Origin of the sequence: Bacteroides sp. AF32-8BH, assembly GCF_003435205.1 — a bacterium.
Taxonomy (GTDB): Bacteria; Bacteroidota; Bacteroidia; order Bacteroidales; family Bacteroidaceae; genus Bacteroides; species Bacteroides ovatus.
This window is the reverse complement of the sequence record NZ_QVLZ01000009.1, coordinates 86,579-112,856: the sequence shown is the minus strand read 5'-3', so window position 1 is coordinate 112,856 and position 26,278 is coordinate 86,579. Positions and strand designations below refer to the sequence as shown.

Below are 26,278 nucleotides of genomic sequence, written 5' to 3'. Positions count from 1 at the left end.
GGGTACGCCGCAGGTGGCGCAGCCCGGAGTTTGAAAGGCATTCCCCCAATCCGTCCGAAGGCGGATTTTTATGTTCGCCTGAACATAGCAAGGTATGTTTTCAGCCGCTCAAAACATTTTGAGCAGCCATGAAAACGCCTTGCCCCCGGGGGGCGGGCTTCCCCTCCGAAGTCGGGAAGCCTTTCAAACCTGCGGTGGCTGTGCCCCTAAGCGGCGGCTTATGCCGTCAAACCGCTAAATCCAAATTATATGAGTGAGAAAAGAAAGAACAAGACCGGGAGAAATCCCAAACTCGATCCGGCGGTGCATCGCTACACCATCCGTTTCAATGAAGAGGAACACAACCGTTTCCTCGCCATGTTCGAGAAGTCGGGCGTTTACGCCAAGTCGGTTTTCATCAAGGCGCACTTCTTCGGGCAGCCGTTCAAGGTGCTGAAAGTGGACAAGACGTTGGTGGATTACTACACCAAACTATCCGATTTTCATGCGCAGTTCCGCGCGATAGGCACGAACTACAACCAAGTCGTGAAGGAGTTGCGCTGCCATTTCTCCGAGAAAAAGGCGATGGCGTTGCTCTACAAACTGGAGCAACAGACCGTGGAACTCGTGAAATTGAGCCGTGAGATTGTGGAACTTTCAAGGGAACTGAAAGAGCAGCGAGAGCAGAGCCAAACTGGTTTGGACTCTGCCGAGTCGCGTTTGAAGAAGAGTGAAACTCAAATGGAGGCGAAATGGTCGCAAAAATCAGTGTAGGGAACTCGTTGTACGGCGCACTCGCCTACAACGGGGAGAAGATTAACGAAGCGAAAGGCAGGCTGCTTACCACCAACCGCATCTTCAATGACGGCACGGGGACGGTGGACATCAACAAGGCGATGGAGGGCTTTCTCACCTTCCTGCCGCCGCAGATGAAAGTGGAAAAGCCGGTGGTGCATATCTCGCTGAATCCGCATCCCGAGGATGTGCTGACCGACACGGAATTGCAGGACATCGCCCGCGAGTATCTGGAAAAGATGGGGTTCGGCAACCAGCCTTACCTTGTTTTCAAGCACGAGGACATCGACCGCCACCACCTGCATATCGTGACGGTCAGGGTGGACGGGAACGGCAGGAGTATAGACATGCGCAATAACTTCTACCGGAGCAAGCAGATAACCCGCGAGCTGGAACGGAAGTACGGGCTTCACGATGCGGAGCGGAGGAAACCACGTCTTGACACGCCGCTGCACAAGGTGGACGCTTCGGCTGGCGATGTGAAGAGGCAGGTGGGGAACACGGTCAAGGCTCTCAACAAGCAGTACCGTTTCCAGACGATGGGCGAATACCGCGCCCTTCTTTCCTTGTATAATGTGACGGTGGAGGAAGTGCGGGGCAATGTGCGCGGGCGTGAGTATTATGGATTGGTGTACTCCGCTACGGACGATGCCGGCAATAAGGTAGGCAACCCGTTCAAATCCTCACTTTTCGGAAAGGCTGTCGGCTATGAAGCCGTAGAAAGGAAGTTTGTTCGCTCCAAGCAAGAGGTCAAGGATAAAAAGCTCGCCGACATGACGAAGCGCACCGTCCTTTCCGTACTTGCCGCAACGTATGACAAGGAAAAGTTCATCGCCATGCTCAAAGCCAAGGGCATCGACACCATATTGCGTTACACGGAGGAAGGGCGCATCTATGGGGCCACGTTCATCGACCACCGCACGGGATGCGTGTTGAACGGCTCTCGCATGGGCAAGGAACTTTCGGCCAATGCCTTGCAGGAACATTTCACGCTGCCTTACGCCGGACAGCCGCCGATTCCACTGTCCATTCCGCTGGAAACCGGGGAGGAACAGCACGGGCAGACCGCTCCGGATTATGAGAACACGGTTGGCGGTGTCGGCTTGCTTTCACCCGAGGGTCCGGCTGTGGATGCCGAGGAGGAAGCCTTTATCCGGGCGATGCAGCGCAAGAGAAAAAAGAAGAGACGCAAGGGCTTGGGAATGTAAACAAAGTATCAACGAACAATCAAAAATTTTCAATTTATGTCACAAGAAGACGATTTGAGGGCACTGGCGAAAATCATGGATTTCCTGCGTGCCGTGAGTATTATTTTAGTGGTCATGAACGTGTACTGGTTCTGCTACGAAGCCATACGGCTGTGGGGTGTGGACATCGGCGTGGTGGACAGGATACTGATGAACTTCGACCGCACGGCGGGGCTGTTCCGTACTATCCTCTACACGAAGCTGTTCGCCGTCCTCCTGCTTGCCCTGTCCTGTCTGGGGACGAAAGGCGTGAAAGGGGAGAAAATCACTTGGGAAAAGATATGGACGATGCTTGCCGCAGGGTTCGTGCTGTTCTTCCTCAACTGGTGGATACTGGTGTTGCCGCTGCCGGTGGAAGCTATCGCCGGGCTGTACATCTTCACCCTCTCGGCGGGCTATGTCTGCCTGCTGATGGGCGGTCTGTGGATGAGCCGCCTGTTGAAGCACAACCTGATGGACGATGTGTTCAACGACGAGAACGAGAGCTTCATGCAGGAGACACGGCTCATCGAAAGCGAGTATTCGGTCAATCTGCCCACACGCTTCTATTACAAGAAACGTTGGAACAACGGCTGGATCAACGTGGTTAATCCCTTTCGGGCGTCCATCGTGTTGGGTACGCCGGGCAGCGGGAAGTCATACGCGGTTGTAAATAATTTTATCAAGCAGCAGATTGAGAAGGGATTTAGTCAATACATCTACGACTTCAAGTATCCTGACCTTTCGACTATTGCCTATAACCATCTGCTGAACCACCCGGAGGGCTACAAGGTGAAGCCGAAGTTCTACGTGATAAACTTTGACGACCCGCGACGCTCGCACCGTTGTAATCCCATTCACCCGGATTTCATGGAGGACATAACGGACGCTTACGAGAGTGCCTATACTATTATGCTCAACTTAAATAAAAGTTGGGTGCAGAAGCAGGGCGACTTCTTTGTGGAATCGCCAATCATTCTCTTCGCGGCTATCATCTGGTATCTCAAAATTTTTCAGAATGGCAAGTATTGCACGTTCCCCCATGCCATCGAGTTCCTGAACCGCCGTTACGAGGATATTTTCCCGATTCTGACCTCTTATCCTGAACTGGAGAACTATCTTTCACCGTTCATGGACGCATGGCTCGGAGGGGCAGCCGAGCAGTTGATGGGGCAGATCGCATCGGCGAAAATCCCGTTGTCACGTATGATTTCCCCACAGCTCTATTGGGTGATGTCGGACAGCGAGTTTACGCTGGACATCAATAATCCGAAAGAACCGAAAATACTCTGTGTGGGTAATAACCCCGACCGTCAGAACATCTACGGGGCGGCTCTCGGTCTGTATAATTCCCGTATCGTCAAGCTCATCAACAAGAAAGGTATGTTGAAGTCATCGGTCATCATCGACGAGCTACCCACTATATACTTCAAGGGGCTGGACAACCTTATCGCCACCGCGCGAAGCAACAAGGTTGCCGTGTGTCTGGGATTTCAGGACTTCTCGCAGTTGAAACGTGACTACGGTGACAAGGAGGCCGCCGTGGTGATGAATACCGTAGGCAACATCTTCTCCGGTCAGGTGGTGGGCGATACCGCCAAGACGCTTTCGGAGCGGTTTGGAAAGGTGTTGCAGAAGCGGCAGTCCATCTCCATAAACCGGCAGGATGTTTCCACCTCCATCAACACGCAGATGGACGCGCTTATCCCGCCGAGCAAGATTTCCGGCTTGACACAGGGAATGTTTGTCGGTTCGGTGTCCGACAACTATGGCGAGCGTATCGAGCAGAAGATTTTCCACTGTGAGATTGTCGTGGATGCAGGGAAGGTGAAGCGCGAGGAGAAAGCCTACAAGCCGATACCCGTCATTACCGATTTTACTGACGAAAACGGCAACGACTGCATGAAAGAAACGGTACAGGCGAATTACAGGCGCATCAAGGAGGAGGTGAAACAGATCGTGAAAGACGAGCTGGAGCGTATCGCGGGTGACGAAAATCTGAAACATCTGTTGCAGCAGAAATAACCGGTAGGCGACAAAAACGGGCGGGGCAAGTTTGATACCTTGTTCCGCCGGTTATCTTTACCCTTCGTTTTTCGGATTCTCTTCTTTCAGCAGTTTGTTTATGGTCGTTATCGTATGGGTCTGAAAGTAGGTCTTCAGTTCCGCGTCATCTTTCAGGAGTATGCCGCATTCCTCATCATAGGTTCCGATAATATACTTTTTAAGTTCGGAAAAACTTTCCGCAAACGGTATCTGTCTGTTTTCCTGCCAGTATTCGGTTACCACTTCGGAAATAAACGCTTTTAACACGGCTTTTCCCTCTTTGTCCAGTTTCTTGAAACGTGTCGTTTCACGGCTCACGGGCAACGGCTCCGGCAGAATATCCTCCGGATTCTTGCCGCTGCGCATGGCGGACATGCAACTCTTGCAGATATGTTGCGCGTGACCTTTGCCGCTGAACTTCTCGTTCGCCTTGTAGTCGCCGCAGATACGGCAATAGTGCCCCTGCTGTTTTTTCTTCTTTTTCGCCATGCCTATTGCTGTTTCAACAATTCCAAGCCTTTCTCTGTAAGGCGGTATTTCTGTTTCGGATGGCTCGGCTGTTCCGGATACAATGGTATGACATAGCCCTCATTCAATGCAGGATGCAAGTAGTTTGTCCTGAATGTGGGGCGATGGTTCAGTTCCAATGCCTCCATTATTTCTTTTACGGACAACTCACGCTCATTCAGTATTTTCACCAAAGCAAGGACTTGGTCGGTGCTTGGTCGGTACTTGGTCGGTGCCTGGTCGGTGCTTGGTCGGTTTGTAACCTCACATTTGAATATCAGCGTTACACTGTCCGCCCATATCCTGTATTCAGGTTCGGGCAATCCGGCTTTGCGACACTCGGACATCATCAGTCCTATGCCGCGTCCCCAGCTTTCCAGAACCTTCCGCTTGTACAGGACATTGGCCAACAATGGATTTTGTGGTTTCGATTCATGCTCTGACCTCATTTTCTCCGCATCCCAGTCGGGCGGGAAAGTGCCGGGGTTTTCTATCTCCACGCGGTCATCATAAATGGCTATGCCCACCGAACCGCCGGCTTCTTTGTACGACCTGTGGGTAAGGCTGTTCAACACTCCTTCTCTTATCGCCTTGTAGGGGATGGTCAGATGCTCCTCCCGTTCCAATGTGTCGGTTGTGCCGGACAAGGAAAGATGCTTGAATATAAATGCCATTGCCGCGTTGAGCAGTTGGAAAAAGTTCCCCTGAATGCGTTGGCTGTCCATGAATACAGTTTTGTCCGTGCCCTTGAAACGTGCCAACCGGAGCAGGCATTGGGGATATTCCATATCCTCATGTTTTCCAAACAGCACGGCTGCCGCATTGTTCAACACCCCGTCTTTCAATAGCCCGAACTTCCCTAATATGGCAGGAACGTCAGTACCTGTATCCTCCGGCAGACGGCCGCATTCTATACCTAACCTTACTGTCTTCAACACCTCGTTGGTGTCCAAGTGCTGCAAGGTTAGGTTTCTGTTCTCTAAAAGTTCCCAGCGGTATCTGTTACCGTCACGCTGCAACAGCAAGTCATTATATGCAGTCTGCGGCATCGTTGTTGTCGCGCTTTCCACACGCATATAGGGTCGCCCTTTATAGCAGAACGGACGGTTGAGCGTTGAATCTTCAACACGGAAAATAATTACTTTCTTCTCACTGTCCGGCAGTGGAGCATAAGATATTCGTACCATTGCTACCGGCTCCAGTCGGTTGATGGCCTCCGCCATATCCCGTTTGGTCTTGTCGCTCACTTCCTGTCCGATAATCTTTCCCTTGTCGTTCACACCGAACAGCACCGTGCCGCCGTTCCCGTTCAGGAAGGCGCAAAGGGTTTCCATGCCGCGCTCCAACTGACCGGTGGTTTCCTTGAACTCCACCTGCCCGTTTTCCTTTTCGTCAATCAGCCGTTTTACTATATCGAGGTTTTCTATAATCATATATGAATCTGTAACGTAAATGCAAATGTAGTGTTTTTCGCTGGCTTTCGGGCGAATAGATGGAGAAAAGTATCTGCATGGCATGGATAGCCTATAAAAAATCAGAGGATGACACCCCGTCACCCTCTGTCTTGTCTATGGTACAGACTATCTTCTCATCCGTTCCAGCTCCTCGTCACGCAGAATCTTTCGGTTGAGTTTCTCCTGCATCCTGTCAAGGAAATAAGTGCGGCTTTCGTTCTTCCGGCGTTTGATGTCGATGTAGAAACGGTAGCAGTCTTTGGCTTCGATGCCGAATATCCGGTACAGGAGCGGGGCAAGCTGTTTGAGCGGCATTTCACCGTTGTTGATACAGCCCATTTCATTGATGCCGTAGATAAGTTCCACGAGGTCGATGGCGTTGCCCGTCCATTGCAGGGGCGAGGCCGGGTTTTCGGTCGTGTTATTGGTGGAGGTACGGATAGCGGATAGTGGTGGCACTTGGATGTGGTCTGCGGCAGCGTGTTTCTGCATCTTCCGTATGAAGGAGAGGGCTTTGCGGACAAACAGATTCACGCTGTTCTCTGAATCTTCATACAGTGTATGATGGTGCTGCAATTCGTTTTCGGCGTAAGCCATTGCGATTGCGGCATCTGCACTATTGCCGTTCCCGTAGCACAGTGATATGACCGATTCCACAAAGCCGTTATAGGCAGCTTCCATGTTGTTGCCGTTCCCGGCTCCGTTTATCAGGGCGAAAAACTCGGTTTCCGCCAGTATGAGGTAGTTCATTTTCTTTTCCTGTTTGAGGGTTTAACACTTGATTGTCAGTGTGCGCACATATACTGATAGTGCAAAGTGTTCACCGACAAGCAGGAAAAAAGCCGGTATGATTCGGTATCACACTGGCTTACAGTTGTATAAGGTTGAAAAATATTTTTAACCCGGATTTTTGCCTCTGAAAAATGTGTCCAGACTTTGGGCATCTGTGCATTTTTCGGGCACGCATCCCTTAAAAATGTGTCCACAGGCCGGACACATCGGTATCTCAACGGCGTTTCCTGTTTCTCCGGTATGTCAGGCGGATTATGCCGCCACCATATTTCCGGTTCTCCGCCAATGTCCAGTCAGTCGGGAACAGGCCGGACTTGAAAAAGTGGTCGCCGGTTCCGATGATGCACGGCATGATATAGATGATGATCTCATCCACCGCGTTCATCCGTATCAGCCCGTTGGCATATCCCACTGTCTTTGCATCCGCTTCCAGCAGATAGCAGGTGTCGTCCTCTTTCTCCCGCTGGTCTTGCAGTATCGAAATGGTGTAGTCGGGTGTCAGCCTGTAAAGGGCTTTGCCCCGTATCTCCTCCATACCGTAGTCTTCGGGGCTCCTGAACAACCGTTTTTTAGGGTTCAGCTCCGAAAGGCATCCGTCCATCGAAAGTATGGCAAGTATCTGTACCTTTCCCATAATGGTTTCCTTTTTATCGTTTGCGGCGAGGCAAAAAAAGTAGCGTGCAATCCACGCTACTTCTGATGGAGGCTCTGGAATGCCTTGAAAGAAAATAGGTGAATGCACGCTATGCGTAGGCATAGCATAAGCAATCACGCAATGTTTTCTTTCGATGTTAATTTTCCAGATTCCCATCAGAAACGCCTTGCGGTCTTATGTCTATATATCATCGGCGAATGGCTTCCCAGTCGCCTGCTTTTCTCTTAAATATGCCGCAAAGATAGCGAATTATCTTCATTTGCAGGCATATCCGGTCAGTTTTCTTCGTTCAATCCATATTCGTCCAGCTTGTTATACAGCGTTGATCTGCCGATGCCGAGCATCTTGGCGGCGAGTTTCTTGTTCCCTTTTGCCTGTTTCAAGGCACGCAGGATGCGTTCTTTGTCCTCCTCATCATTCCTTAATGTAAAACTGGTAGGAAAGGTCGTTTGTTCACTGCCGATTTCCAGATCATCCACGGTTATGGTATCGTTTTGGGCTTGCAGTACCGCCGTCTGAATGGTTTGCTTCAATTCACGCACGTTGCCCGGCCACGGATAGGTGAGCAGGGCGTTACGGGCGGTGACTGTGAAGCCTTTAATGTTGCGTCCCAACTCCTTGTTTGCCGTTTCACGGAAAAACTCCGCCAATGACAGTATGTCTTCTTGGCAATCACGCAATGGCGGTACTGTTATCGTGTATTCTTTCAGGCGGTAGAACAAATCTTCCCGAAACCGTTTATCGGCTACAGCTTTCTGTAAGTCCTCGTTGGTCGCCACCACTATCCGCACATTGGCGGTCTTGTCCTCCTTTGCCCCGATGGGACGGTAACGCCGTTCCTGTATGGCACGGAGCAGCATCTGCTGTGTTTCCAACGAGAGGTTGCCCACCTCGTCAAGGAACAATGTGCCGCCGTCGGCTTCCTCAAAATAGCCTGTCTTGTCGTTGTCAGCACCCGTGAAAGCCCCTTTCCTGTGACCGAAGAAAGCGGATTGAGCCAGCGTCGGGGACAATGAGCCGCAATCCACCGGGACAAACGGCTTGTCCGACAGCTTGCTTTGGGCGTGGATGTGCTGTGCGATATGCTCCTTGCCCGTTCCGTTCTCGCCCAGTATCAATACGCTCAACCGTGTGGGAGCGACAAGGCGGACACGCCTCTTGATTTCTTGGTATGCCTTGCCTTGACGTGTGAAGATGGGGACTTGGGAGTGTTTCTTCTTTTCCTGCATCTTGTGCAGTGAACGGACAAGCGGAACGAGTTTGTCCTCTACCAGCCGTTTGGGTATATAGTCGGAAGAACCGAGTTTCATACTCTCCACCGCCGTATGTACCTCGGCGTAATCGGTCATTACAATGAAAGGTTGCCGTTTGCCATTGGCACGCATCCAGCGTAGCAGGTCGATACTCTCACCGTCGAGCAAGCGTAAGTCTGCAAGCACGATGTCATCATCTTCCGCTTTTGCCAACAGTTTCCTTGCGGTTGAAAGATGGTATGCCTGCATCGTGTCGAAGCCCTCCTTTTTCAGCAGGTTGCAGACGTAATCGTTATAGACGGGATTATCCTCAATCACATACACTTTCATCTGACTTCCTCCTTCTTTTCCTTCCTCGCCAGTTCGATTATTGCCGTACCCATGCGTAACACTCCGTTTACGGAATGGCGCAATTCTTCATCGGAACATTTTTCATCACGATGCAGAAGTTCATGCAGTTTCCATAATGGTCCGTCCGCACGTATTACCGCCCATGAACTGCGCAGGCGGTGTACCTGTTCGTCCAACGCCTTGCGGTCAAGTCGTCCAAAGGCTTCCCTCATGGCTTGCATATCCTTTTCCGTTTCGGTTATCAGGCGGTCGAGCATGGCAGTTTTATTCCCATAGGCAAGCAGGGAGGACAAGTCGGGATATTCTTCCACATCTGTTTTCTGTAAAAGGCATTTTTCTGAAACATCTATCAGTTCCGCCATATCGAAAGGCTTGAACAGGCAGGCGGTGAAACCGTGTGCCAACAATTCCTCTTCGGTACAACTGCCGGAAGCGGTTGCCACGATTACGGGAATGGTCTTGGAGTTGCCAATGTCGGATGAACGCAACAGTTCCAACACCTCGTAACCGTTGGTTTCCGGCATTTTCAAGTCGGTAATCAGCAAATCATAATTTCGTGTGCGTACTGCCTCCATCAAGTCACCCGTGTTGTCACACGCATCGCAACGGATGCCACAGTGGGCGTACATATCCCTTACCATCGAAAGAAGAATGTCGTTGTCGTCCAGCACAATGACCGAGAATGACCGTTCAAAACGGCGTTCCGGCTTGTACTTTTCTTCATCGGAAATGCCATCCGCCGTATTCATGGGGACTTCCACCGTGAAACGGCTGCCCCTGCCTTTTTCGCTTTCCAAACGGATTTTGCCGTGCATCATATCCACGATGCGTTTGACGATTGACAGCCCCAGCCCGAAGCCGTCCTGCGTGGCGGCATTGGAGAGCCGTTCAAACTCACCGAATACCCGTTGCTGTTCTTCCTCGCTCATGCCGCTGCCCGTGTCCTCCACGATAAGGGCAAGCGTCTTTCCGTCATAACCCGAATGGAAAGATACGCTTCCGGCTTGTGTGTACTTTATGGCATTGGAAAGCAGGTTGTCGCCTATCTGCATGATGCGCTCTTTGTCACCCATAAGAATAACATCGGTACTGTTCTCCACGATAAGTTTCAAATCCTTGCTTTCTGCCATAGGTCGGAACTCTGCTTCAAGTACGTCCGTTATGCTTTGCAGGCGGAACGGGGAAATGTTCATTCTCTCTTTTCCGTTTTCCAACCGAAAGAAACTCAACAGGGAGTTGAGCATGGCTATCATCCGCTTGGAGGCTTGCAGCACGCTTCCCGCATGGTGTTGGATTTCTGCCGTACCGCTTTTCCGTATCAGTTCCGCATAGCCGTGTATGGCGGTCAGCGGTGTACGCAGCTCATGGGTGATAGTGTACATCGTCTTCTGTCGGGTGGCGGTCAGCTTCCCGTTCATACTATTCGATTCGCTCAGTTGCGCTATCAGCGAGGTCGTCTCACGCCTGTAGCGGCTTATCCGTCTGGCGTAGCGGTGGATGATTATGTATGACATTATCAGCAGTAGGAGTATAAATCCTGTCAGACCGCCTATCTGCATGAACGAGCGTTCACGCATGAAGGTTATCTCCGCTTCCCTCCTCAAAAGGTCGGTCTGCACTTTTTTGTCCATCTGCTTGATTAAGGTTTGCAGTTGGTGGTTCAGTTCCGCGTTCCGTGCGGCGAGGCTGTCGGCGTGATCGGAAAGGCGGCGGCTCTGCGCCTTCTGCTGCGTTATCATGTCACGGTTGAGCGTGTAGAGCATGGTGGTTGTGGCGGTCGGTTCCGGCTTTTCCCTCTTGCCGAATATCCCGAACAGTCCCTTGCGCTTCGTTTTCTTCGGCTCTTCCTGCGTACTCTTCCATGCGATGACAGGCACACGCTCGGCAATCCTTTCATTGATGTCCTCCTGCTCGTCAAGCACACGCATGATGCCGCACAGTTGCTTCTCCTTGTCTTCCAACAGCCGCCGCACGCTGTCGATACGCTCCGCAGGGTAGATGTTTTTGAAGCGGCAGAGTAGGCTGTCCACCGCCTGCCGCTTGTCCCGGTATTCCTCCACGTCCGCCACCTCCCATTCCAGTACGGTCTCGCCGAGCAGGGAGAGTTCCACCACACGTACATACACGTCATGCACCTCCATACGCAGGGCGTTTATCCGATGATTCTCCGTCTCGAATGTCTCCAGCTTCCGCCACTCGTCGACCCATAAATGCACGATACCGCCCACCAGCAGGAATATCAATATATATCCTGCGGCTATCTTCGTGCGGAGATGTTCAGTATGCCTCCCTTGCCTCTTGTCTGTCATTCCCGTTTCCATATCCTGTTTTCCTTATTGTCCGTCACCTTCTTTCTGCATCACTCCATCCTGCCGCAGCCTCGCCTTGCAGGGCAAGCCCGGTGACGTGGCGATGGGTGGTGTATATGTCCTCGTACATCCTCCACAGCCGTGCCACGCCGCCTTCCACCTCCCGCATCTGCCGCCGCTCATATATCAAAATGGCGATCATACTGCCTATGACCGCCACTAAGATGATATATCCGAAAATGATTTTATGCTGCAATGGCATTCGTTTCTTTTCCATACGTATCACTTCTTATCCTTTAAAAAAGCAAATTCTCACCACGGCAGACCTTGCAAGCTCGACCTGCAACAAAACTCAACAATATCTTTCTATTCTTCTTCTCCCAACAGAAAGAAGAGCATACAACACTTCCTCCTTTCTTTATCCGGATACTGTCCTAACAGCTTTTGGAAACAGTCGTCAGTACACCGGTTTCTCAGAAAGCAAGGACGGGACGCACATTGTCACTGCCGTCGAATTTACTTGCCCAGATGCAGCGCACCATGCCTTGGAAGTTGTTCAAAATCCAGTACCATGTGTGGTACTTCGAGTGCTCCGAAGACGAACAAAACGAGACGAGGTTGTTGAATGTATCCTTGTCCCCAACGGCGATATTCTCCATCCATGCGTTTAAAGCAGCGGGAACATCGCCTTGACCTGACCAACCGAAATCATCGTCTTGCGATGAGGCTTGTTCATCCGGCTTTGCCAAAGCCGTACAACCGCCCAAATTTTGCAGGATGTCCCACCACTGACCTGATGCAGGAAGATACCAGCCGGTAGTAGTCGTGGGAACCGGGCAGGTCGTGTTGTAGCCGTCGGCGGCCTTGAAGGCGGGATAACGGTCGAAGTTTCCGCGATTGGCGCGGATATGCTCGCAATTGCCGTAACCACTGATGTCGCTGTAGTTATCGGCTTTCGTCCTGCATGTTGTAAGCCCCTCATCCATACCGAAAAGGCCCCACGCTTGTCTTGTCGCGATATTCTTCACAGCCATGACAAGGCCATGGACATTACCTTCTCCGCCTAACTTCTCTTTTTCCTTTGCACCGATACGGCTCTTGTCCGTCTGGAAAACGATGCCGACGACTTTAGCCGCCTGCACCGTCGTTTCGTCCGCCTCTTTCGGAATCAGATACCCCGTCGTACCGTTATTTTTCGTGCAGTAGAAGTCTCCGATGCGGGCAATGCCCGATTCGGCATAGGTGACGTTCTTTATGGTTTCCGCCGCGCCGTCCACCTTATATCTCTTGTATTCCCCTACGACAGGATGGGACGCGGACGTGGTGATGGTAAACTCCCTGTTCCCCCCGTCATAACATCCCTCGATAGTCGGCATGGACGAGTGCACCAAGTAGCGGTAAGTGCCGTCAGCCATGCGCAGCGGCTTGGCGGTGCCTGTGAACGTAGCTTCTGCCCCCACGGTGTAGTCGGGAACATTCGCGTCGATAAACTTGTAAACGGTCTTCGGCATCTCGATGACGGCCAACGCCATGCGGTGTTTCATGGCGAAAGAGAGGTGGATGGTGTTGCCCGTCCCTGTCGTTGAGCCTCCGGCTGTCATCAGGTCGGAGGCGGTGTAAGCGGCATGGGTGCTCTGGTCGTCCCCGGGTTGCCAGCCATCAATGAGCGGCTTGAAGAACTCGGCATCGGTCATGACCGCCCCCTCCGCAGGTGTGGCAGTCTTGCCCGCCATGTCCGCCTGATAAGGATAGTAGAGGTAGTAGCTCTCTCCATCCATTCCGGCGGCAAGCGTCGTACCGTCGGTTTTCCACATGATGCCGCCCGTGGCGGCATCCTTTTCGGCTGTCAGCTTCACGTTTGAATAAACCGGCTTTCCGCCGCGCACCATGTAGAATCCGCAGGCATCGCCTTCGGTGAACTCGGTGGTGTAGCCGTTCTCCACGGCACGGGTCTCGACACGGGTTTTCATATTCTCAACAGCCGATGTATATCCGCCATCGGTAACGGAGATTGTCAGTTGCTGCGCCTTGTCTTGCACGGCAGGGAACTCTTCTTGCGTGCAGGATACAAGCAGCAGGAGCAACGCAGCTTGCAAGAGGTGGTATATGTTTTGTATCTTCATATTCTTAAAGGACTAAATAGGCAAATAGTTCAGAAAGCAAGGACGGGACGGACAGCGTTACTCCATTTCTTATAGACAAAGTCGCAGCACACGTAATCAGAGGAGTACACGTTCCAGTTCCGTGCGCGGAACTGATTTAACTCCGATGACGACCAAAAACGGTCACCGGTGGTAAAATCATTCTTGCTGTCGGCTGCAATTTTATTCATCCAAGCATTCAAGGCAGCTGGAACATCGCCTTGACCTAGCCAACGGAAATCACCGGAATCCGACGAGGTTTGCTGACCTTTATCCGCCATAGCCGGACAACCGCCCAGATTCTGAAGGATGTCCCACCACTGACCGGAGGAAGGAATAAACCAGCCTGTGGTATTACGAGGTGGGCGGTATTCATTTATACTGTACATATCATTCCATTTCTCGACGGCTTCGAAGGCCGGATATGCCTCAATTCCACCGATACTATTTGCATGGTCAAGAATCTTGGTGTAATTGTGCAGACCGCTGATGTCAGAGTAGATTTCAGACTTGGACCAGCAGTCTTTCACGTCTTCCAAATTATTCTCTTCATGGCTCCATTGGATATCTGTTGCGGTGTTCTTTAAGGCCATTACAAGGCCATGCACATTCCCTTCGCCCAATTTGGACTTTTCGGCAGTGCCGATACGGCTCGGGTCCGTCTGGAAAACGATACCGATGACTCTTCTTTCTATTTCACTTTTTGTTTGGAGTACGGGAGCAGGCTTGGGGCTTGCTATCTTCATACTGCCGTCAGTATAGATTTTGCGCAGGCCGCCGTCGCTCCAAGTCCCGTCGGAATAGAAGTAGTCGCCGATTTTAAGTTCGTCAGCTGTGAAACTTTGCTTTACCTTTTTGGAGGTGACGTTCTCCTCGCCACATGCAACCCACGTGCCACCGGTCACCGCCTGCACGTCTATTCCGCTTGCTTTCACGGTGATGGTGTAGGCATACCGCTTGCCACCGAAAAACCCAAATTTGCCGGCAGCTTCTGTTTCGGGAGTGTAGGTAAAGTCATTGCTGCCTATGCTGATTCGGATGAGCGGCTTGCCCGTCATATCCTGCGGCGGCACTAACGCCTCGTATTTCTTCGTTGCGGCATCATAATAGGGCTTTATCTCGCCGTCCGATTGGTCACCCGGTGATACCAAGCCGGCGGTTGAGTGCGTTAGCGGGTCTCCGAAAATGGTGACGGTCGCACCCTCCAACTCCTCTTCCGTAATGCCTTCGCTAGCTTTGAGAATTACTTCGATTTTCGCCATGCGGTGGATGAAACGGAGATTTATGGCTTGGTCATAACGCCCTATGGCACTGGCGTACAGGACATCGAAAGCGGCATACCCCTTGGTTTGGTCGGAAATATCCGTTTCTACTTCCAGGTCCGGTGTCCATGCCGAGATGCGGTCCTCGGCGGTATTCTTCCAGAAGAAGGCATTAGCGGCATCATTCGGGACAGCGTTGCCCGATGCGTCCATCACGTATGTTTTGTTACCAAATACACCTTTCATTTCCACTCTGATTTCCTCTCCGCCCGTCCACGCGTCCTTGCCCGCGGCGCGGGTATGCGGCTGCGCCACCTCCGCCGTCAGTTGCAGCGGATACTTGCCGTCGGGCAGGGGCGTGGTGCTTTCATCCTCACTGCTACATGAAGCGAGCACCCCACAGATGAGCATCACAACCGGCAACCAGCCGCCGATGCGCGGCCACGGCCTTCTCGCTATGTTCCTTATTATTTTCATATTGTCTTTATTTATTTCGTTTTGTGCCACTGCCCGTTGCGACGCGGGCTGCCGCACCATTTATTATATATGGCGTGCCTCCGTCTTACGCCTGATGCACGGCAGTGGCTTTCAGACACACTACATTTTTGCATCACCCGCATGGCTACCACCGTCGTTCCAGTTTTCGATGGTGCTTCCGCTAAGGGTCAGCCCCGTCTTCTTCACCGTGATGGTGTAGGTATAAGAATAACCGGCCTCCAACGCGGGTTTGATCATGTCCTTGTTGGAGTAGCTCTGGTATTCCCCGTCATCGGGAGATATCTCAAGCACCAAAGCGTTGGCGAGTGTCTGCGGGAGCAGGATCATGGTGAAAGTCATCACGCCCGTGGCGGCGTCAAAGGTTGCTACGCACTTGTCCGTGGCCGTCTTCGGGGCACCGGTGCACTGGCGTAACATCCAGTCGCTCACAACGCTGCCCGCGGTCGCGGCGGTACCGGTCTTCACATCGAACGTTCCCTCGTGAACCAGGCCGCCCAGCTTGTAGTCGGCGAATTCCAGCACGGCAGTGTCGTCGAAACCGTCGGTGTTCGACACCTGCACCTTGAGGATAAGACGGGCCATCTTGTGCTTGAAGGAGCAGTCGCTGCCGCCCGCGGCGGTGTTGTCCGTGAAGCTGACGGTCGGACTGTCTTTATCGGCCTTGGCTCCCGTGGCATGGATGTAGTCCACCTTCTCCTGTTCCGTGGTCGTGGGCTGATTGCTTGTATTTACCGTAATCTTCCCGTCTGTACCAGGCAGGGTGGAGGCGTTTGCGCCCGATGCGTAAGGCGCGTAGGCGGCAAAAGTAAACTCGAGGAAAGCGTCCTCGAAGAAGATGCCGCCACCCGCCGTCATCGGGGTAAAGTCCGCGTTGGTGCCGGTACTCGTGGTTGCGTATCCCACGTTCTTGTACTTGCCGCCCATGGTCGTGGTCGTGCCAGGGGCATCCACCACCATCACGCCGATTCGGTCGGCGTTCCACCCGTTGTCCACAGCACGGGTCTTCGGCCCGCTCACGCCTGCCGTGATTCGTGCTTCCACCGGATTGTTCTGTACCTCGTTCTCTTGTGTACACGCAGCCAATAGCGTTGCTGCTGCTGCAATAATGAAAAACCTCATGTTCATTGTCATAATCTTGTTTTTTTGATTAAAATATTTATCGTCAGTTAGCATCCCCATTGCCGCTTTCTACCTCGTTCCAACCCGTGATGGTTGCGCCCGTCACCCCGGCCTCTACCGGCAGCAGCAGATTACCCGTGAGTTTAACCGGTTTGGCACCGTTATTGAAGTCCTTCATGGCCTCGGTAAGGTCGCTCACTATCTGCTGCGTGTCTCCGTTGTTGAAAGTGATGTCCACCGTGAGCGTCTGTGCTTCCGTCGGGACGATACCGAGCAGTCGGAAAAAGATTGTGAATTTGTTGCCGTCCTGCTTGAAAGCGTCTATCACTTGTGCCGCACCACTCCGTTCGCCTGTTGCTATGTCTGCTGTCGAAGCTACGCCGGAGAGCGTTGCCGTAGCCGACTGTACACGGCTGTAGTCGCCTTCCGTGGCGGTCAGTTCGATGTCGAGCCTGCGCACGTATTGTCTCATCGGGGCGGTGACGTGCAGGGTGTCATCCGCCACGACGCTGATGTCCTGGTGCGAGGCGAAGAGGTAGCCGGGGTGCGGCTCTATTGCACCCGTCAGATCCACCGGATTCACCGTTGCCTTGTTTCCGTCGATACTAATCCCCTCCGGGGAGTTGTACACCGTCAGGCCGTAGCCACCGGGCGCGAGCAGCGCGTCGAACACGTTGGTCGCCGCGCTCACGTTCTGTTCCCTCCCGCCGATGCGCAGTGTGTATGCCTGCGGTATGTCCGCCTCGGTGCTCTTTCCGCTCCAGTCTGTGGTTACGACCACCGCCCCACGGTCGGGGTGCGGCGTGTCATAGAGGTCGTCCTTCACGCACGAGGTCAGTATGGCCACCGCACCTATTAGATATAATAAGGTATAAGCCTTTCCGTATGCTCCCGTATATTCCTTTATCTGTCGTATGATTATCGTTGTATTCATTGTTCCTCCTTTCCGCTAAAAGATGTTCCACACCAGGGTGACACCCGCCGAGACAGGGCCCCACCAGTTCTTTGTTCCGCTGCCGCGCCTTACCCTCACGCCGTTGATGACCACATACTTGTCATAGTCGGCATGGATATAGCCCAACCCTAAGGAGAAGTCCATCGAGAGGGCATTGTTCAGTTTCAGCACGTAGCCGCCGGTGATGCCGCCACCCATGATGTCGCCCTGCTTGCCGGTCTCCGACAGCTTGTAGTTGAATGAGCCGACTTTGTACATAGCACCTACGTAGCCGCGTTTCTCGCTGCCTATATAATAGCGGAGTTCCGGTGCCACTTCCCAAAGGGCGTATCTTCTGTCCTTGTCATTCCACGACCACGAAGTCCACGAGCCGTTCACGGATATTCCCCATGACGGGTTGATGTGCCACTCAATACCGAGGTCGGGCGTGAGGGTTGCCCAACGCAGCAGGTTGGCACGCAGTGATAATCCCAAAGTTGTGGATGATGCCGACAGTACGGATTCAGGCTGATTTTCCTGTCCGGTAGACACCTTTGCCCCCTCTGTGTCTTGGATTGTTTCTGTAGCCTTGTCGTTTTCACGGTGTGACTGTTCCTTTTCTTCCTCGTAACCGGGATGTGTATCCTCCGCAATAACCGGCACTTTCTCTTTCGGCAGTATGATACGCACCGTCACGAAGTCGCCCTTCGAGGCATGGTTACGGGTGATGAAGTTGTTTTCACGCAGTCCTTTCCGGGTAATCAACTCTGATTTCACACGGTTGGAACGTGTCCCGGCGATAGCGAGGCTTGCCCGTTCCGACTTGCCGGAGTTACAGTATCCGTCCACGTAAAGAGGCAGCCGTCCCTCCACTATATCCGGTTTGTTACTTTCGATACACTCCAGAAGACGCGCAAGTTCTTTGCCATTGTCATTCCATGGCACATAGAACATGTCTTTTCGCGGCACGAAGCGGAAAGTGTAGACCGTGTCGGTTTTCTGCTGCGCAAAAGCAGGAAAAGCTGCCGATGCCAGCCACGAAAACAAAATGAAGAATAAGATTCTTTTGCTCATTTTTATATGCTTTTTTATTTCCAATTAGGAATATCAGCATACAAAATAAGCGAATAGATTTTATTCTGCCCGATTCTTGCCTATAAAAATTGTCTCAATTGTCAGAATCGCACATCTTTGTGGTTTAGAACATTTCAGTTTTGTCGTTCAGACTATTTTTTGTCGTTTAGGTTATTTCTATTGGGCATAAAGCAGTGCATTATTCCGCCTCTGTTTTCCTCCATTTGGCAGGAGTACAGCCTGAATTTTCCTTGAACAGCCTGATGAAATGGCTTGGGGACAGAAAGCCGGATCTTTCAGAAATGTCAGCAACCGTCAGCCTCGGATATTGCGCAAGCAGGCGTTTCGCATAATTGATGCGGAGACCGGTAATCCAATCGCGGAACGATGCACCATACGTCGTTTTGATATACTCAGACAGATAGGTGCGGTTAGTCTGGAGCATATCAGCAAGTTTCTTTATGGTAAGGCCGGACTGGATATAACCCTCCGCATCAATCCAGCCGTTTATTTTCTCCGCCATTTCGGAACGGTATGACGGGTTCTCCAGTTTCTGTATCTGTTCCAGTTTGGTGTCACACGGGTCTTCCTCTTCAGAAATCATACCATCTTCCATTGCGGTTTCCACCTGTTCGTAAAACAGCAGATAATTCAGGTAGCAATGGTAGAGATAGACGTAAAACGGAATTGATGACAGAATCCATATATAAACGTATTCATCAGGCAAAAATGTAAGCAATCCGCATCCAACTCCGAAGATAAGAGCCCAATAAGTAAAGATGGACAGCCATTTTATATATGCGCCTATATCATCGGCATGTGTGTCATCGAAAATCCGGACAGCCCTGCGGTATGCGACAATGACTCTGCGAGACAACACCAGTCCGTAAACCACCAGCCATGCTGCCAAAGCCAGCAAAGTGCTTTTCTGCACTATTCCATCCGGAAACAACAACAGGACAACCCCGGAAAGTCCGGAGAAGATGATCCATAGAATGATATGCGTCCGAATCCTTTTCCGTGTGATATAGAAACGGTCAAGCAGTGTTATCAATGCTGAACTGAAAAGGTAGTAGCACAGAAAATAGGTGGACAGATTCATCAATATGGCTGCATGGACATTTTTGAACCTTATCCCGAAGAAGAAATGTACCGAATAGTTTGCCGCAAGCAATAACAACGCCATACCCATTATCCGCCGGGAGCGTAGGTAATTCTCAAAAATGGCCTTTTCCGGGGTTTGGGCCAGCAAAAAATAAAAGCCGAAGAACAACATCAACGGCAGCGCAATACAAAGTGAATAACTGTATATAGATGGTTCCATTTTATTATGCCTGACTATTTTGGTTGCAAAATTAGCGAAAATACTGAAAATATGGCGGATTTGCCGTGACGATTTACTTTCAACACCCTATTCCTTGATATAAATTGGAGGATTTTACGTATGGAATCCCTGTTATACCATATTGATGGAAAAAGGCAGGAAAAGGAACGGTATATTCCCAATCCTGCCATACATATCCACACTCGTTCACATTTTTATTCCTTTCGGTTTGCATTCGTCACGAACGTTGAATCCCGGCCGTCCGATAACGACATGGTCGGCAATGAAATTCCCAGACGGACTTCGGTCATTCGCCGGGCTGCGTATCAGCGGAGCTTCTTCGGTGGGTTGTGACGGTACGTTCCGTACACCTTCCGTATCCGGCTTGACCTCCTGCCCGTCATTCTCCTTTTCGGCGACTTCGGGCGTGGGCGGCGCAAGCTCCAACTGTATCTTGCGGTCGAGCGCGGCAAGTTCGAACTTCAGCTGTTTCAACTCGTCCTCCTTCTTCCACACCTTGCCGGCTATCTCCTGCAACTGCGGTATCTCCTTTTCCAGCACCTCGTTCTTCGCCCTGTACTGGTCGATGGTGGAAGGTATCTTCTCCAACGCGTTCAGGAAGTTGCGTGCGGCGGCCACCGGGTCAGCCATCGCCAGATGCCCGTTGTTGTAGGTGTACTTGTAGTTCCCCTCCACCACGAAACGGTTGTCGGTAAACTCCAGCCCCTCTTTGAGCATCCTCTCGCTGACCACCTTTATCGGGAAACCGTAAAGTTCCCCGACAAGATTGTACAGTCCGCCCGTCGTAGCGTTCCTTGCTATCTCCTGCAAACGCTTTCCGATAACCTTCTCATCCGAAGAAGAGACGCCGTCCACCTTGACCGCATTCAGGCGGTTGCCCTCCTTGTCGGTCTTGACGACGGAAAGGAAACGGTTCCAGTCCTCCGTCATGGCATTGATGACCGCCGTGTTGTTGCGAAGTTCCCCCGTCTTGGCTTCCAATTTGAACTCCGAATCGCGCTTGCCCTTGCCAAACGACTTGCGCTCACCTTCGAGCGATGCGATTTTCTTCTCCAATTTCGCCTTGTCGAGCAGGTCGGTGTTGCCGGAGAGCAACGCCATGTACTCCGAGAAGTTCATGCCCGACTTCTCGTCCATAGCCCCCTCGTCGATGGTACGCGCTCCCAACGCCCCGCTTTTGAGCTGCGAGATGAACGTCTGCTTGCAGTGCAGGAGGTTGAACTTGTAGCTGTCGAGCGACTTCTCCACGGCATAGATGATGACATCCACGTTGTTCCCGGCAAAATGCTTGGCAATCTCGTTGCCCGCCCTGACTCCCCGTCCGTCCCTCTGTTCGAGGTCGGACGGGCGCCACGGTGTATCGAGGTGATGGATGGCGACACACCTTTTCTGCGCGTTCACGCCCGTTCCGAGCATACTCGTGGAGCCGAACAGCACACGCACCGTCCCGGCGTTCATGGCGTCTATCACCGCCTTGCGCGCCTTGTCGGTCTTGCACTCCTGAATGAAGCGGACTTCGTTTGCCGGTATGCCGTAGTCCTCCGTCAGCTTGCGTTTTATCTCAGAATAGACATTCCATCCCTCGCCCGGCCGGTACGTCCCCAGGTCCGAGAACACGAACTGCGTGCCCTTGTGCGCGTCGTATTTGTGGTAATACTCCGCAAGCATCTTGGCGCAATGCGAAGCCTTGTTGTCGGGATGGTCTTCGTAATGCGGGTCTATCATGCGCATATCGAGTGCCATTTTCCGTGCGTAATCGGTGGCGATGAGCATCTTCGCCTTTTCCTCCGTTTCCGACAGCGGTTCTCTGCCGAGCAGCGTGGCGTCGCCCGTCTTGGCGAACTGCATCAACTGCTTGATAAAGTACTCTTGGTCGGGCGTGGGCGGGATATGGTGCAGTATCTCGTTCTTGTGCGGACGGTCCACGCCCACGTCCTCCGCCGTGCGGTAGTCGGTAATCTCGTTGTAGAAGGCGGCAAGCTCCGGCACCTTGATGAAGTATCGGAAACGCTCCTTCTGCACGATGTTGTTGGTCACGTTGAACTCGAAGTCGGTCGTCTTCTTGGCGAAGATGGCCGCCCATGCGTCGAAGCACCGGATGTCCTGCCTCTCCAGTTCCTTCGGGCGCAGGTACTTGAAGAGCAGGTACAGCTCCGTCAGCGAGTTACTGATGGTCGTGCCGGATAGGAAGGTGGCCCCCAAGTCCCTGCCCATGCGCTCCTGTATGGTGCGTATGGCAAAGAGCATGTTCAGGGCCTTCTGGCTTCCCTCGCTGTTGCCCAAGCCCGCCACGCGGTCATGGCGGGTGTTGAAAGTCAGGTTCTTATAGTTATGCGACTCGTCCACGAGCAGGTGGTCGATGCCCATCTGCTTGAAGTCCACCACGTCGTCCGTGCGCGATTGGATGGCGTGTTCCACCTTTTCCAGTTTCGCTATAAGGTTGTGCTTGCGCTTCTCCAATCCTTTCAGCATGGCCCTCGACACGCTCCTGCCCTGCTGCCGCAGGACTTCGAGGTTTTCCTCCACCGTGTCAAGTTCCGCCTGCAATATCCGCTGCTGCAACTCCGGCGACTGCGGAATCTTGCCGAACTGGTCGTGCGACATGATGACACAATCATAGTCGTTGTTCCTGATGTTGTTGAAGAAACGCACGCGGTTGGCGGTCGAGAAGTCCTTCTCCGAGGCATAGAGGATGCGGGCGTTGGGATATGCCGCCTGATAGGTGGCGGCAATCTCTGCGACATTGGCTTTCAGCCCGATAATCATCGGCTTGTGGACGAGGTTCAGACGCTTCATCTCGTAGGCGGCAATGCACATGATGAGCGTCTTGCCGGTCCCAACTTGATGGTCGCAGATGCCGCCGCCGTTCTGTTTAAGCATCCATACGCAGTCCTTCTGCGAGGGATAGATGCTCTTCACGCCCCGGCTTGCCAGCCCCTTGAGGTTGAGGTCGGGGAAGGTCTGGTGCGAGCCGTCATACTTCGGACGCACGTAGCAGTTGAACTTGCGGTTGTACATCGTCGTCAGCCGCTCCTTGAACTGCGGCGACTGCTCTTCCAGCCACTCGGAAAAGCCGTTACGTATCTCATCAATCTTGGCGTTGGCGAGCTGTATGCCCTCGCTGTCGCGCACCTTGATGTCATTGCCGTTATCGTCCTTTCCTATGGACTTCATCATGTCGGGGCAGGTGTTGTGCAGGGCGTGTTTCAACAGGTGCATGCCGTCATAGTTCCGGTAATAGCCCTTTACCAAGAACTCGTCCGTGATTTTCATGGTGCGGCAGCCGCACGCCACCGAAAACTCGTCCAGACTGGCGGAATAGGCTATCTTGACCTCCGTGTCGAAAAGGCGGCTCATGTAGGCGGCGTACACGCCCGTGGGGATCCAGCGTTCCCCGAAGTTGAAGTCGAGATCCTCGAACGGGATTTTCTCCGGTTCGGCTTCTTTCAATGCCTCCAACGACTGCCTGACTTCCGGCAGCCGTTCGTTTTCGGGATTGTCGTTTATCCATGCCTCGATATTTTCCGCCTTCTCTATCACGTTCCCGGCGATGAACCTGTCCTTTATCTCGTAACCTGTCACGAGCGGGTTGTAGAAGATGCGCCCCTTGAGGGCACCAAGCAGTTCATCCTCCGTATTGTCGGTTATCTCCCGCATATAGTCGAGATTGACCGTGCCGTACTTGTTGAGCGATGCGGATAACGCCTCTTCGGGAGAGCTTACGTTGGCATGGCTCTCCACCGAGAAGGACACGGGACGCTCGAAGATGTCCGCCTTTACGAACTTTCCGTTCTCTGCCCGTTCCAGCGAGAGGATGTCTCGCCCTCCGGCATCCATCATCACCAGTTTCACGTTCTGCCTGGCGTTGAGGTAGCCGTAGCGCATGACGAACTCGTCGTAGCAGGTGTTCAGGTGCTCGCGCCACGGGACATTTTCCTCGCGCCTGTTCGATTCATAGCGGTACAGACGCTCGTATGCGTCACGGAGCGACACATACAGCAGCGCCTTCTCTTTCTGATACCCGGTCAGTCCGAGCGGCTGGAATGTCGCGCCGTAGGGAGTGATGTCCTTCAGATAACCGATGTCACGCGCCCTGCTTGCCACCAGCGAGCCTTCACGCAGGTGCATCTCCGGTGTGCGGTGGTAGGGACGCGGCGTAAGGTCGGGGGCTTCCTCCTTCGGCTTTTCCGCTTCCATTCCGGGGAAAAGGGAGGTCGCGGCCGTTTCCGTTGCGAGAGCGGCAGGAGTGGCGGCGGCTTCCGGCTGCGTTTCGGGTTGCCGTGTTTCCTGCTCCGGTGCGGCTTTCACGTCCGGGACATTCTGCCGTTTCTCCTGATGCTGCGCCGCCAGTTCCCGAAGCTCCTTGCGCCGTTCCGGTGTCAAGTCCATCATCATTTCGTAAAAGCCGTTGATGGGAGGGTTGGTTTCCCAATCCAGAGTGGCATAAATATCATCCGGATCGCCTTTGGCTTCAACATTTTCCGGCTTTGATTCATGTTTTTCCCCGTTCTCCGTCAAAGGGGTGGCAGACGGCTGTGGCGGTGCGGTCGTAATCTTCGGCGCAACCTGCGGTTTGGAAGGTACACGCCTTGCCGTGCTTCCTTTCTTCGCCGCCTTTTTCTTCTTGGGGGTTTGCTCCTTGCGGACTTCCTCCGTCATTCCCCAAAGGTCGAGCAGGGAGAGCTGCACGCCCTCCGAATAATCGGGGCGGCGCGGTTCTATCTCCGGCTTCTCGTCTATGGGCTGCGGTGCTGCCGCTTCGGGCTTCGCTGCCATTTCATGGCGTGGCTGTATTTCGGGAGTAACCACCGAACTGGAAATAATTTCAGTTTCCGTGCTTTTCCCTTGTTCCGAATGAAGACTATGCCTTTCATACAGCTCCCTGTCCAGTTGGTGCAGCTCTATCTTTAGATGTTCACGCAAGTCCTCCGCCAGCTGCGCAATGCCGCCCCGGTGCATGACCTTATAGGCTGGTTTCCCGTAAGGGTCTGTGTCGCGTATCAGATCCGAGTGGGGAATCATGCCGATGCTGCCGACATACCCGTTCTCGAAACTGCCGATCGGTGTCTTTTCCGTCTGTACGAACAGCTTTTCGTAATCGTACAGCTCCCGTTTCTTGCCGCTGTTCTTTTGCAGGATAACCAGGTCGCTGCCCACCTCCGTGCCCGCGTTGTCCGTGAAGAGGTTGTTCGGCAGGCGTGCGACACCCACTAAATTGGCATGGCCCATCATATACTCGCGTATGGGCGCGTTGGACGGTGCGTCCAGTACCCCCTGTGAGGTGATGAACGCCACTATGCCGCCCTCACGCACCGCGTCAAGGCTTTTCAGAAAGAAATAGTTGTGTATCGTCTTCGATGCCGAACGCCTTGCCGGGTCTTGGCTTCCCGTAAACTCCGGGTCGAACACCGCCACGTCACCGAACGGGATGTTCGAGATGGCAAGGTCGAAATAGTCCGTGAAGGGCTTCTCTATCTTCTCGAATCCTTGCACCCTTACCTTTTGGTCGGGATGCAGGTGTTTCAATATCTTGCCCGTCATCAGGTCTTTCTCGAAAGCCATGATGTCCGCGTCCGGCTTGTTGTCCAGCACGGCATCCACGAATGCGCCCACGCCCGCCGACGGCTCCAGCACCCGGTCGGGGCGTATGCCGTGTTCATGCAGCACGTCTGCGATAGTGCCGGTTATCTCCGGCGGGGTGTAGAAGGCGGTCAGCACGGACTGCTTCATGGCATCCACGTACCGCTTGTACTCCGTTTCGTCCTTGCTGTTCTCGCGCACCAGTTTGTGCAGCTCCACCGTAGGGGCAAACAGTTCGAGGTCGGATTTCGCCCAATGGACGGCATCCGTCAGTTCCTTGGCGGGGTTCAGTATGCACTTCAGCCCTCCGAAACCGCAGTAACGCTCCAGCAGCAGCCTTTCGCGTGCGGTGGGGGTGCGCTGTTCCCTGTCAAGGATGAACGCCGTCCGTATCGCCTCGATGTTGTCCCGCAGTTTCTGTTTGCGGTTAAACGCCATACTTTTCGATGTAAAGCACGACGGTTCCCGTCAGCTCCGTGCGCAGCAGGTCATATTCGGGCGACAGGGCGAAGTCGTCGTCCGAAAGGTCGTAAATGGAGAACACCGCATCCACGAGCGGAAGCAGTTTTTGGATGAAGGCTTCCCGTTTTTCCTCCGGCACTTCGTCGGCAAACTCTGTTTCCACGACTTCGCGGAGGATGGCGTACTTGGAATAGTGCAGCCCGCCCAGCAGGACATTCATCGCCAGCTCCTGCGCACCCTCGGCGGGATAGCCGTCAAGCCGCGCCTGTTCATACGTTTCGGCGGCACGGTCGGCACGCTCACGGATGAAGGCGGTATCAGTCGCTTGTTCAAACCTGTTCGTGTGGAGGTAGTCCAGCAGGTACAGACCGTAATAGGAAAAGTCGGTCTGACCCTCGTTTTTCTTCTTGTTGTTCATTACTTTACTTTGGAATTTAGTGGATTGATAATAATTGGGATAATCGTCCAGAAAGGAGAAAGAAAAGGCACCCGGTAT

General features: G+C 52.9%; 18 protein-coding genes. 3 read left to right on the top strand and 15 right to left on the bottom strand.

Annotated elements, in window-relative coordinates:
* Nucleotides 1–249 precede the first annotated feature (249 nt).
* The 3 genes from mobA to mobC are packed head-to-tail and all read left to right on the top strand — an operon-like array spanning nt 250 to nt 4,025.
* Complete coding sequence (mobA, locus tag DWZ47_RS08045; RefSeq protein ID WP_106624778.1) at nt 250–753, top strand: conjugal transfer protein MobA; 504 nt, start codon at nt 250–252, stop codon at nt 751–753.
* Nucleotides 732–1,982, top strand: coding sequence for a conjugal transfer protein MobB (gene mobB, locus DWZ47_RS08040; protein ID WP_106624779.1), 1,251 nt, complete (start codon nt 732–734; stop codon nt 1,980–1,982). Before mobA ends, mobB begins: the two co-directional genes overlap by 22 nt.
* 36 nt (nt 1,983–2,018) lie before the next feature.
* Nucleotides 2,019–4,025, top strand: coding sequence for a conjugal transfer protein MobC (gene mobC, locus DWZ47_RS08035; RefSeq protein ID WP_117512749.1), 2,007 nt, complete (start codon nt 2,019–2,021; stop codon nt 4,023–4,025).
* A gap of 57 nt (nt 4,026–4,082) precedes the next feature.
* On the opposite strand, the gene DWZ47_RS08030 is transcribed toward mobC, so the two are convergent.
* From DWZ47_RS08030 to DWZ47_RS07960, 15 genes are all read right to left on the bottom strand, one after another.
* Nucleotides 4,083–4,535 carry a hypothetical protein gene (locus DWZ47_RS08030; protein WP_106624781.1) on the bottom strand — a complete coding sequence of 151 codons (453 nt, stop codon included), beginning with the start codon at nt 4,533–4,535 and terminating at the stop codon, nt 4,083–4,085.
* A 2-nt stretch (nt 4,536–4,537) separates the two neighbouring features.
* The gene (locus tag DWZ47_RS08025; RefSeq protein WP_117512747.1) at nt 4,538–5,986 is read right to left on the bottom strand and encodes a Fic family protein; all 1,449 of its coding nucleotides are present in this window, start codon (nt 5,984–5,986) and stop codon (nt 4,538–4,540) included.
* A 147-nt stretch (nt 5,987–6,133) separates the two neighbouring features.
* Nucleotides 6,134–6,757, bottom strand: a complete 624-nt coding sequence (locus DWZ47_RS08020; RefSeq protein WP_106624783.1) for an RteC domain-containing protein — start codon at nt 6,755–6,757, stop codon at nt 6,134–6,136.
* 256 nt (nt 6,758–7,013) lie between these two features.
* On the bottom strand, nt 7,014–7,433 hold the full coding sequence (locus DWZ47_RS08015; protein WP_162864709.1) for a dihydrofolate reductase family protein: 420 nt from the start codon (nt 7,431–7,433) through the stop codon (nt 7,014–7,016).
* A gap of 296 nt (nt 7,434–7,729) precedes the next feature.
* Nucleotides 7,730–9,037, bottom strand: coding sequence for a sigma-54-dependent transcriptional regulator (locus tag DWZ47_RS08010; protein WP_106624784.1), 1,308 nt, complete (start codon nt 9,035–9,037; stop codon nt 7,730–7,732).
* Complete coding sequence (locus tag DWZ47_RS08005) at nt 9,034–11,379, bottom strand: hybrid sensor histidine kinase/response regulator (RefSeq protein WP_233525022.1); 2,346 nt, start codon at nt 11,377–11,379, stop codon at nt 9,034–9,036. The genes DWZ47_RS08010 and DWZ47_RS08005 overlap by 4 nt, the downstream gene beginning before the upstream one ends.
* 22 nt (nt 11,380–11,401) lie before the next feature.
* A complete protein-coding gene (locus DWZ47_RS08000; protein ID WP_229115746.1) occupies nt 11,402–11,644 on the bottom strand; it encodes a hypothetical protein in 243 nt (80 codons plus the stop codon).
* Nucleotides 11,645–11,840: 196 nt separating this feature from the next.
* Entirely contained in the window at nt 11,841–13,490 is a 1,650-nt protein-coding gene (locus tag DWZ47_RS07995) for a fimbrillin family protein (RefSeq protein ID WP_117512744.1), read from the bottom strand.
* A gap of 29 nt (nt 13,491–13,519) precedes the next feature.
* Nucleotides 13,520–15,247 (bottom strand): fimbrillin family protein, encoded by a 1,728-nt coding sequence (locus DWZ47_RS07990; RefSeq protein ID WP_117512832.1) that lies wholly within the window; start codon nt 15,245–15,247, stop codon nt 13,520–13,522.
* A 120-nt stretch (nt 15,248–15,367) separates the two neighbouring features.
* Nucleotides 15,368–16,399: a fimbrillin family protein gene (locus tag DWZ47_RS07985; protein WP_004318997.1), complete on the bottom strand. Its 1,032-nt coding sequence runs from the start codon at nt 16,397–16,399 to the stop codon at nt 15,368–15,370.
* Between the two features lie 31 nt (nt 16,400–16,430).
* Complete coding sequence (locus DWZ47_RS31370) at nt 16,431–17,321, bottom strand: FimB/Mfa2 family fimbrial subunit (protein ID WP_117512742.1); 891 nt, start codon at nt 17,319–17,321, stop codon at nt 16,431–16,433.
* 15 nt (nt 17,322–17,336) lie between these two features.
* The gene (locus DWZ47_RS07975) at nt 17,337–18,395 is read right to left on the bottom strand and encodes a DUF3575 domain-containing protein (RefSeq protein WP_013610850.1); all 1,059 of its coding nucleotides are present in this window, start codon (nt 18,393–18,395) and stop codon (nt 17,337–17,339) included.
* Nucleotides 18,396–18,594: 199 nt separating this feature from the next.
* A complete protein-coding gene (locus DWZ47_RS07970) occupies nt 18,595–19,719 on the bottom strand; it encodes an AraC family transcriptional regulator (protein WP_117512740.1) in 1,125 nt (374 codons plus the stop codon).
* Between the two features lie 207 nt (nt 19,720–19,926).
* Nucleotides 19,927–25,758 carry an N-6 DNA methylase gene (locus DWZ47_RS07965; protein WP_117512738.1) on the bottom strand — a complete coding sequence of 1,944 codons (5,832 nt, stop codon included), beginning with the start codon at nt 25,756–25,758 and terminating at the stop codon, nt 19,927–19,929.
* Nucleotides 25,748–26,200 (bottom strand): DUF1896 domain-containing protein, encoded by a 453-nt coding sequence (locus DWZ47_RS07960; protein WP_181951174.1) that lies wholly within the window; start codon nt 26,198–26,200, stop codon nt 25,748–25,750. Before DWZ47_RS07960 ends, DWZ47_RS07965 begins: the two co-directional genes overlap by 11 nt.
* Nucleotides 26,201–26,278: the final 78 nt, after the last annotated feature.

Coding starts and splice junctions, on each gene's coding strand:
- mobA (WP_106624778.1), top strand. CDS start 250: ATGAGTGAGAAAAGAAAGAACAAGACCGGGAGAAATCCCAAACTCGAT.
- mobB (WP_106624779.1), top strand. CDS start 732: ATGGTCGCAAAAATCAGTGTAGGGAACTCGTTGTACGGCGCACTCGCC.
- mobC (WP_117512749.1), top strand. CDS start 2,019: ATGTCACAAGAAGACGATTTGAGGGCACTGGCGAAAATCATGGATTTC.
- DWZ47_RS08030 (WP_106624781.1), bottom strand. CDS start 4,535: ATGGCGAAAAAGAAGAAAAAACAGCAGGGGCACTATTGCCGTATCTGC.
- DWZ47_RS08025 (WP_117512747.1), bottom strand. CDS start 5,986: ATGATTATAGAAAACCTCGATATAGTAAAACGGCTGATTGACGAAAAG.
- DWZ47_RS08020 (WP_106624783.1), bottom strand. CDS start 6,757: ATGAACTACCTCATACTGGCGGAAACCGAGTTTTTCGCCCTGATAAAC.
- DWZ47_RS08015 (WP_162864709.1), bottom strand. CDS start 7,433: ATGGGAAAGGTACAGATACTTGCCATACTTTCGATGGACGGATGCCTT.
- DWZ47_RS08010 (WP_106624784.1), bottom strand. CDS start 9,037: ATGAAAGTGTATGTGATTGAGGATAATCCCGTCTATAACGATTACGTC.
- DWZ47_RS08005 (WP_233525022.1), bottom strand. CDS start 11,379: ATGGAAACGGGAATGACAGACAAGAGGCAAGGGAGGCATACTGAACAT.
- DWZ47_RS08000 (WP_229115746.1), bottom strand. CDS start 11,644: ATGGAAAAGAAACGAATGCCATTGCAGCATAAAATCATTTTCGGATAT.
- DWZ47_RS07995 (WP_117512744.1), bottom strand. CDS start 13,490: ATGAAGATACAAAACATATACCACCTCTTGCAAGCTGCGTTGCTCCTG.
- DWZ47_RS07990 (WP_117512832.1), bottom strand. CDS start 15,247: ATGAAAATAATAAGGAACATAGCGAGAAGGCCGTGGCCGCGCATCGGC.
- DWZ47_RS07985 (WP_004318997.1), bottom strand. CDS start 16,399: ATGACAATGAACATGAGGTTTTTCATTATTGCAGCAGCAGCAACGCTA.
- DWZ47_RS31370 (WP_117512742.1), bottom strand. CDS start 17,321: ATGAATACAACGATAATCATACGACAGATAAAGGAATATACGGGAGCA.
- DWZ47_RS07975 (WP_013610850.1), bottom strand. CDS start 18,395: ATGAGCAAAAGAATCTTATTCTTCATTTTGTTTTCGTGGCTGGCATCG.
- DWZ47_RS07970 (WP_117512740.1), bottom strand. CDS start 19,719: ATGGAACCATCTATATACAGTTATTCACTTTGTATTGCGCTGCCGTTG.
- DWZ47_RS07965 (WP_117512738.1), bottom strand. CDS start 25,758: ATGGCGTTTAACCGCAAACAGAAACTGCGGGACAACATCGAGGCGATA.
- DWZ47_RS07960 (WP_181951174.1), bottom strand. CDS start 26,200: ATGAACAACAAGAAGAAAAACGAGGGTCAGACCGACTTTTCCTATTAC.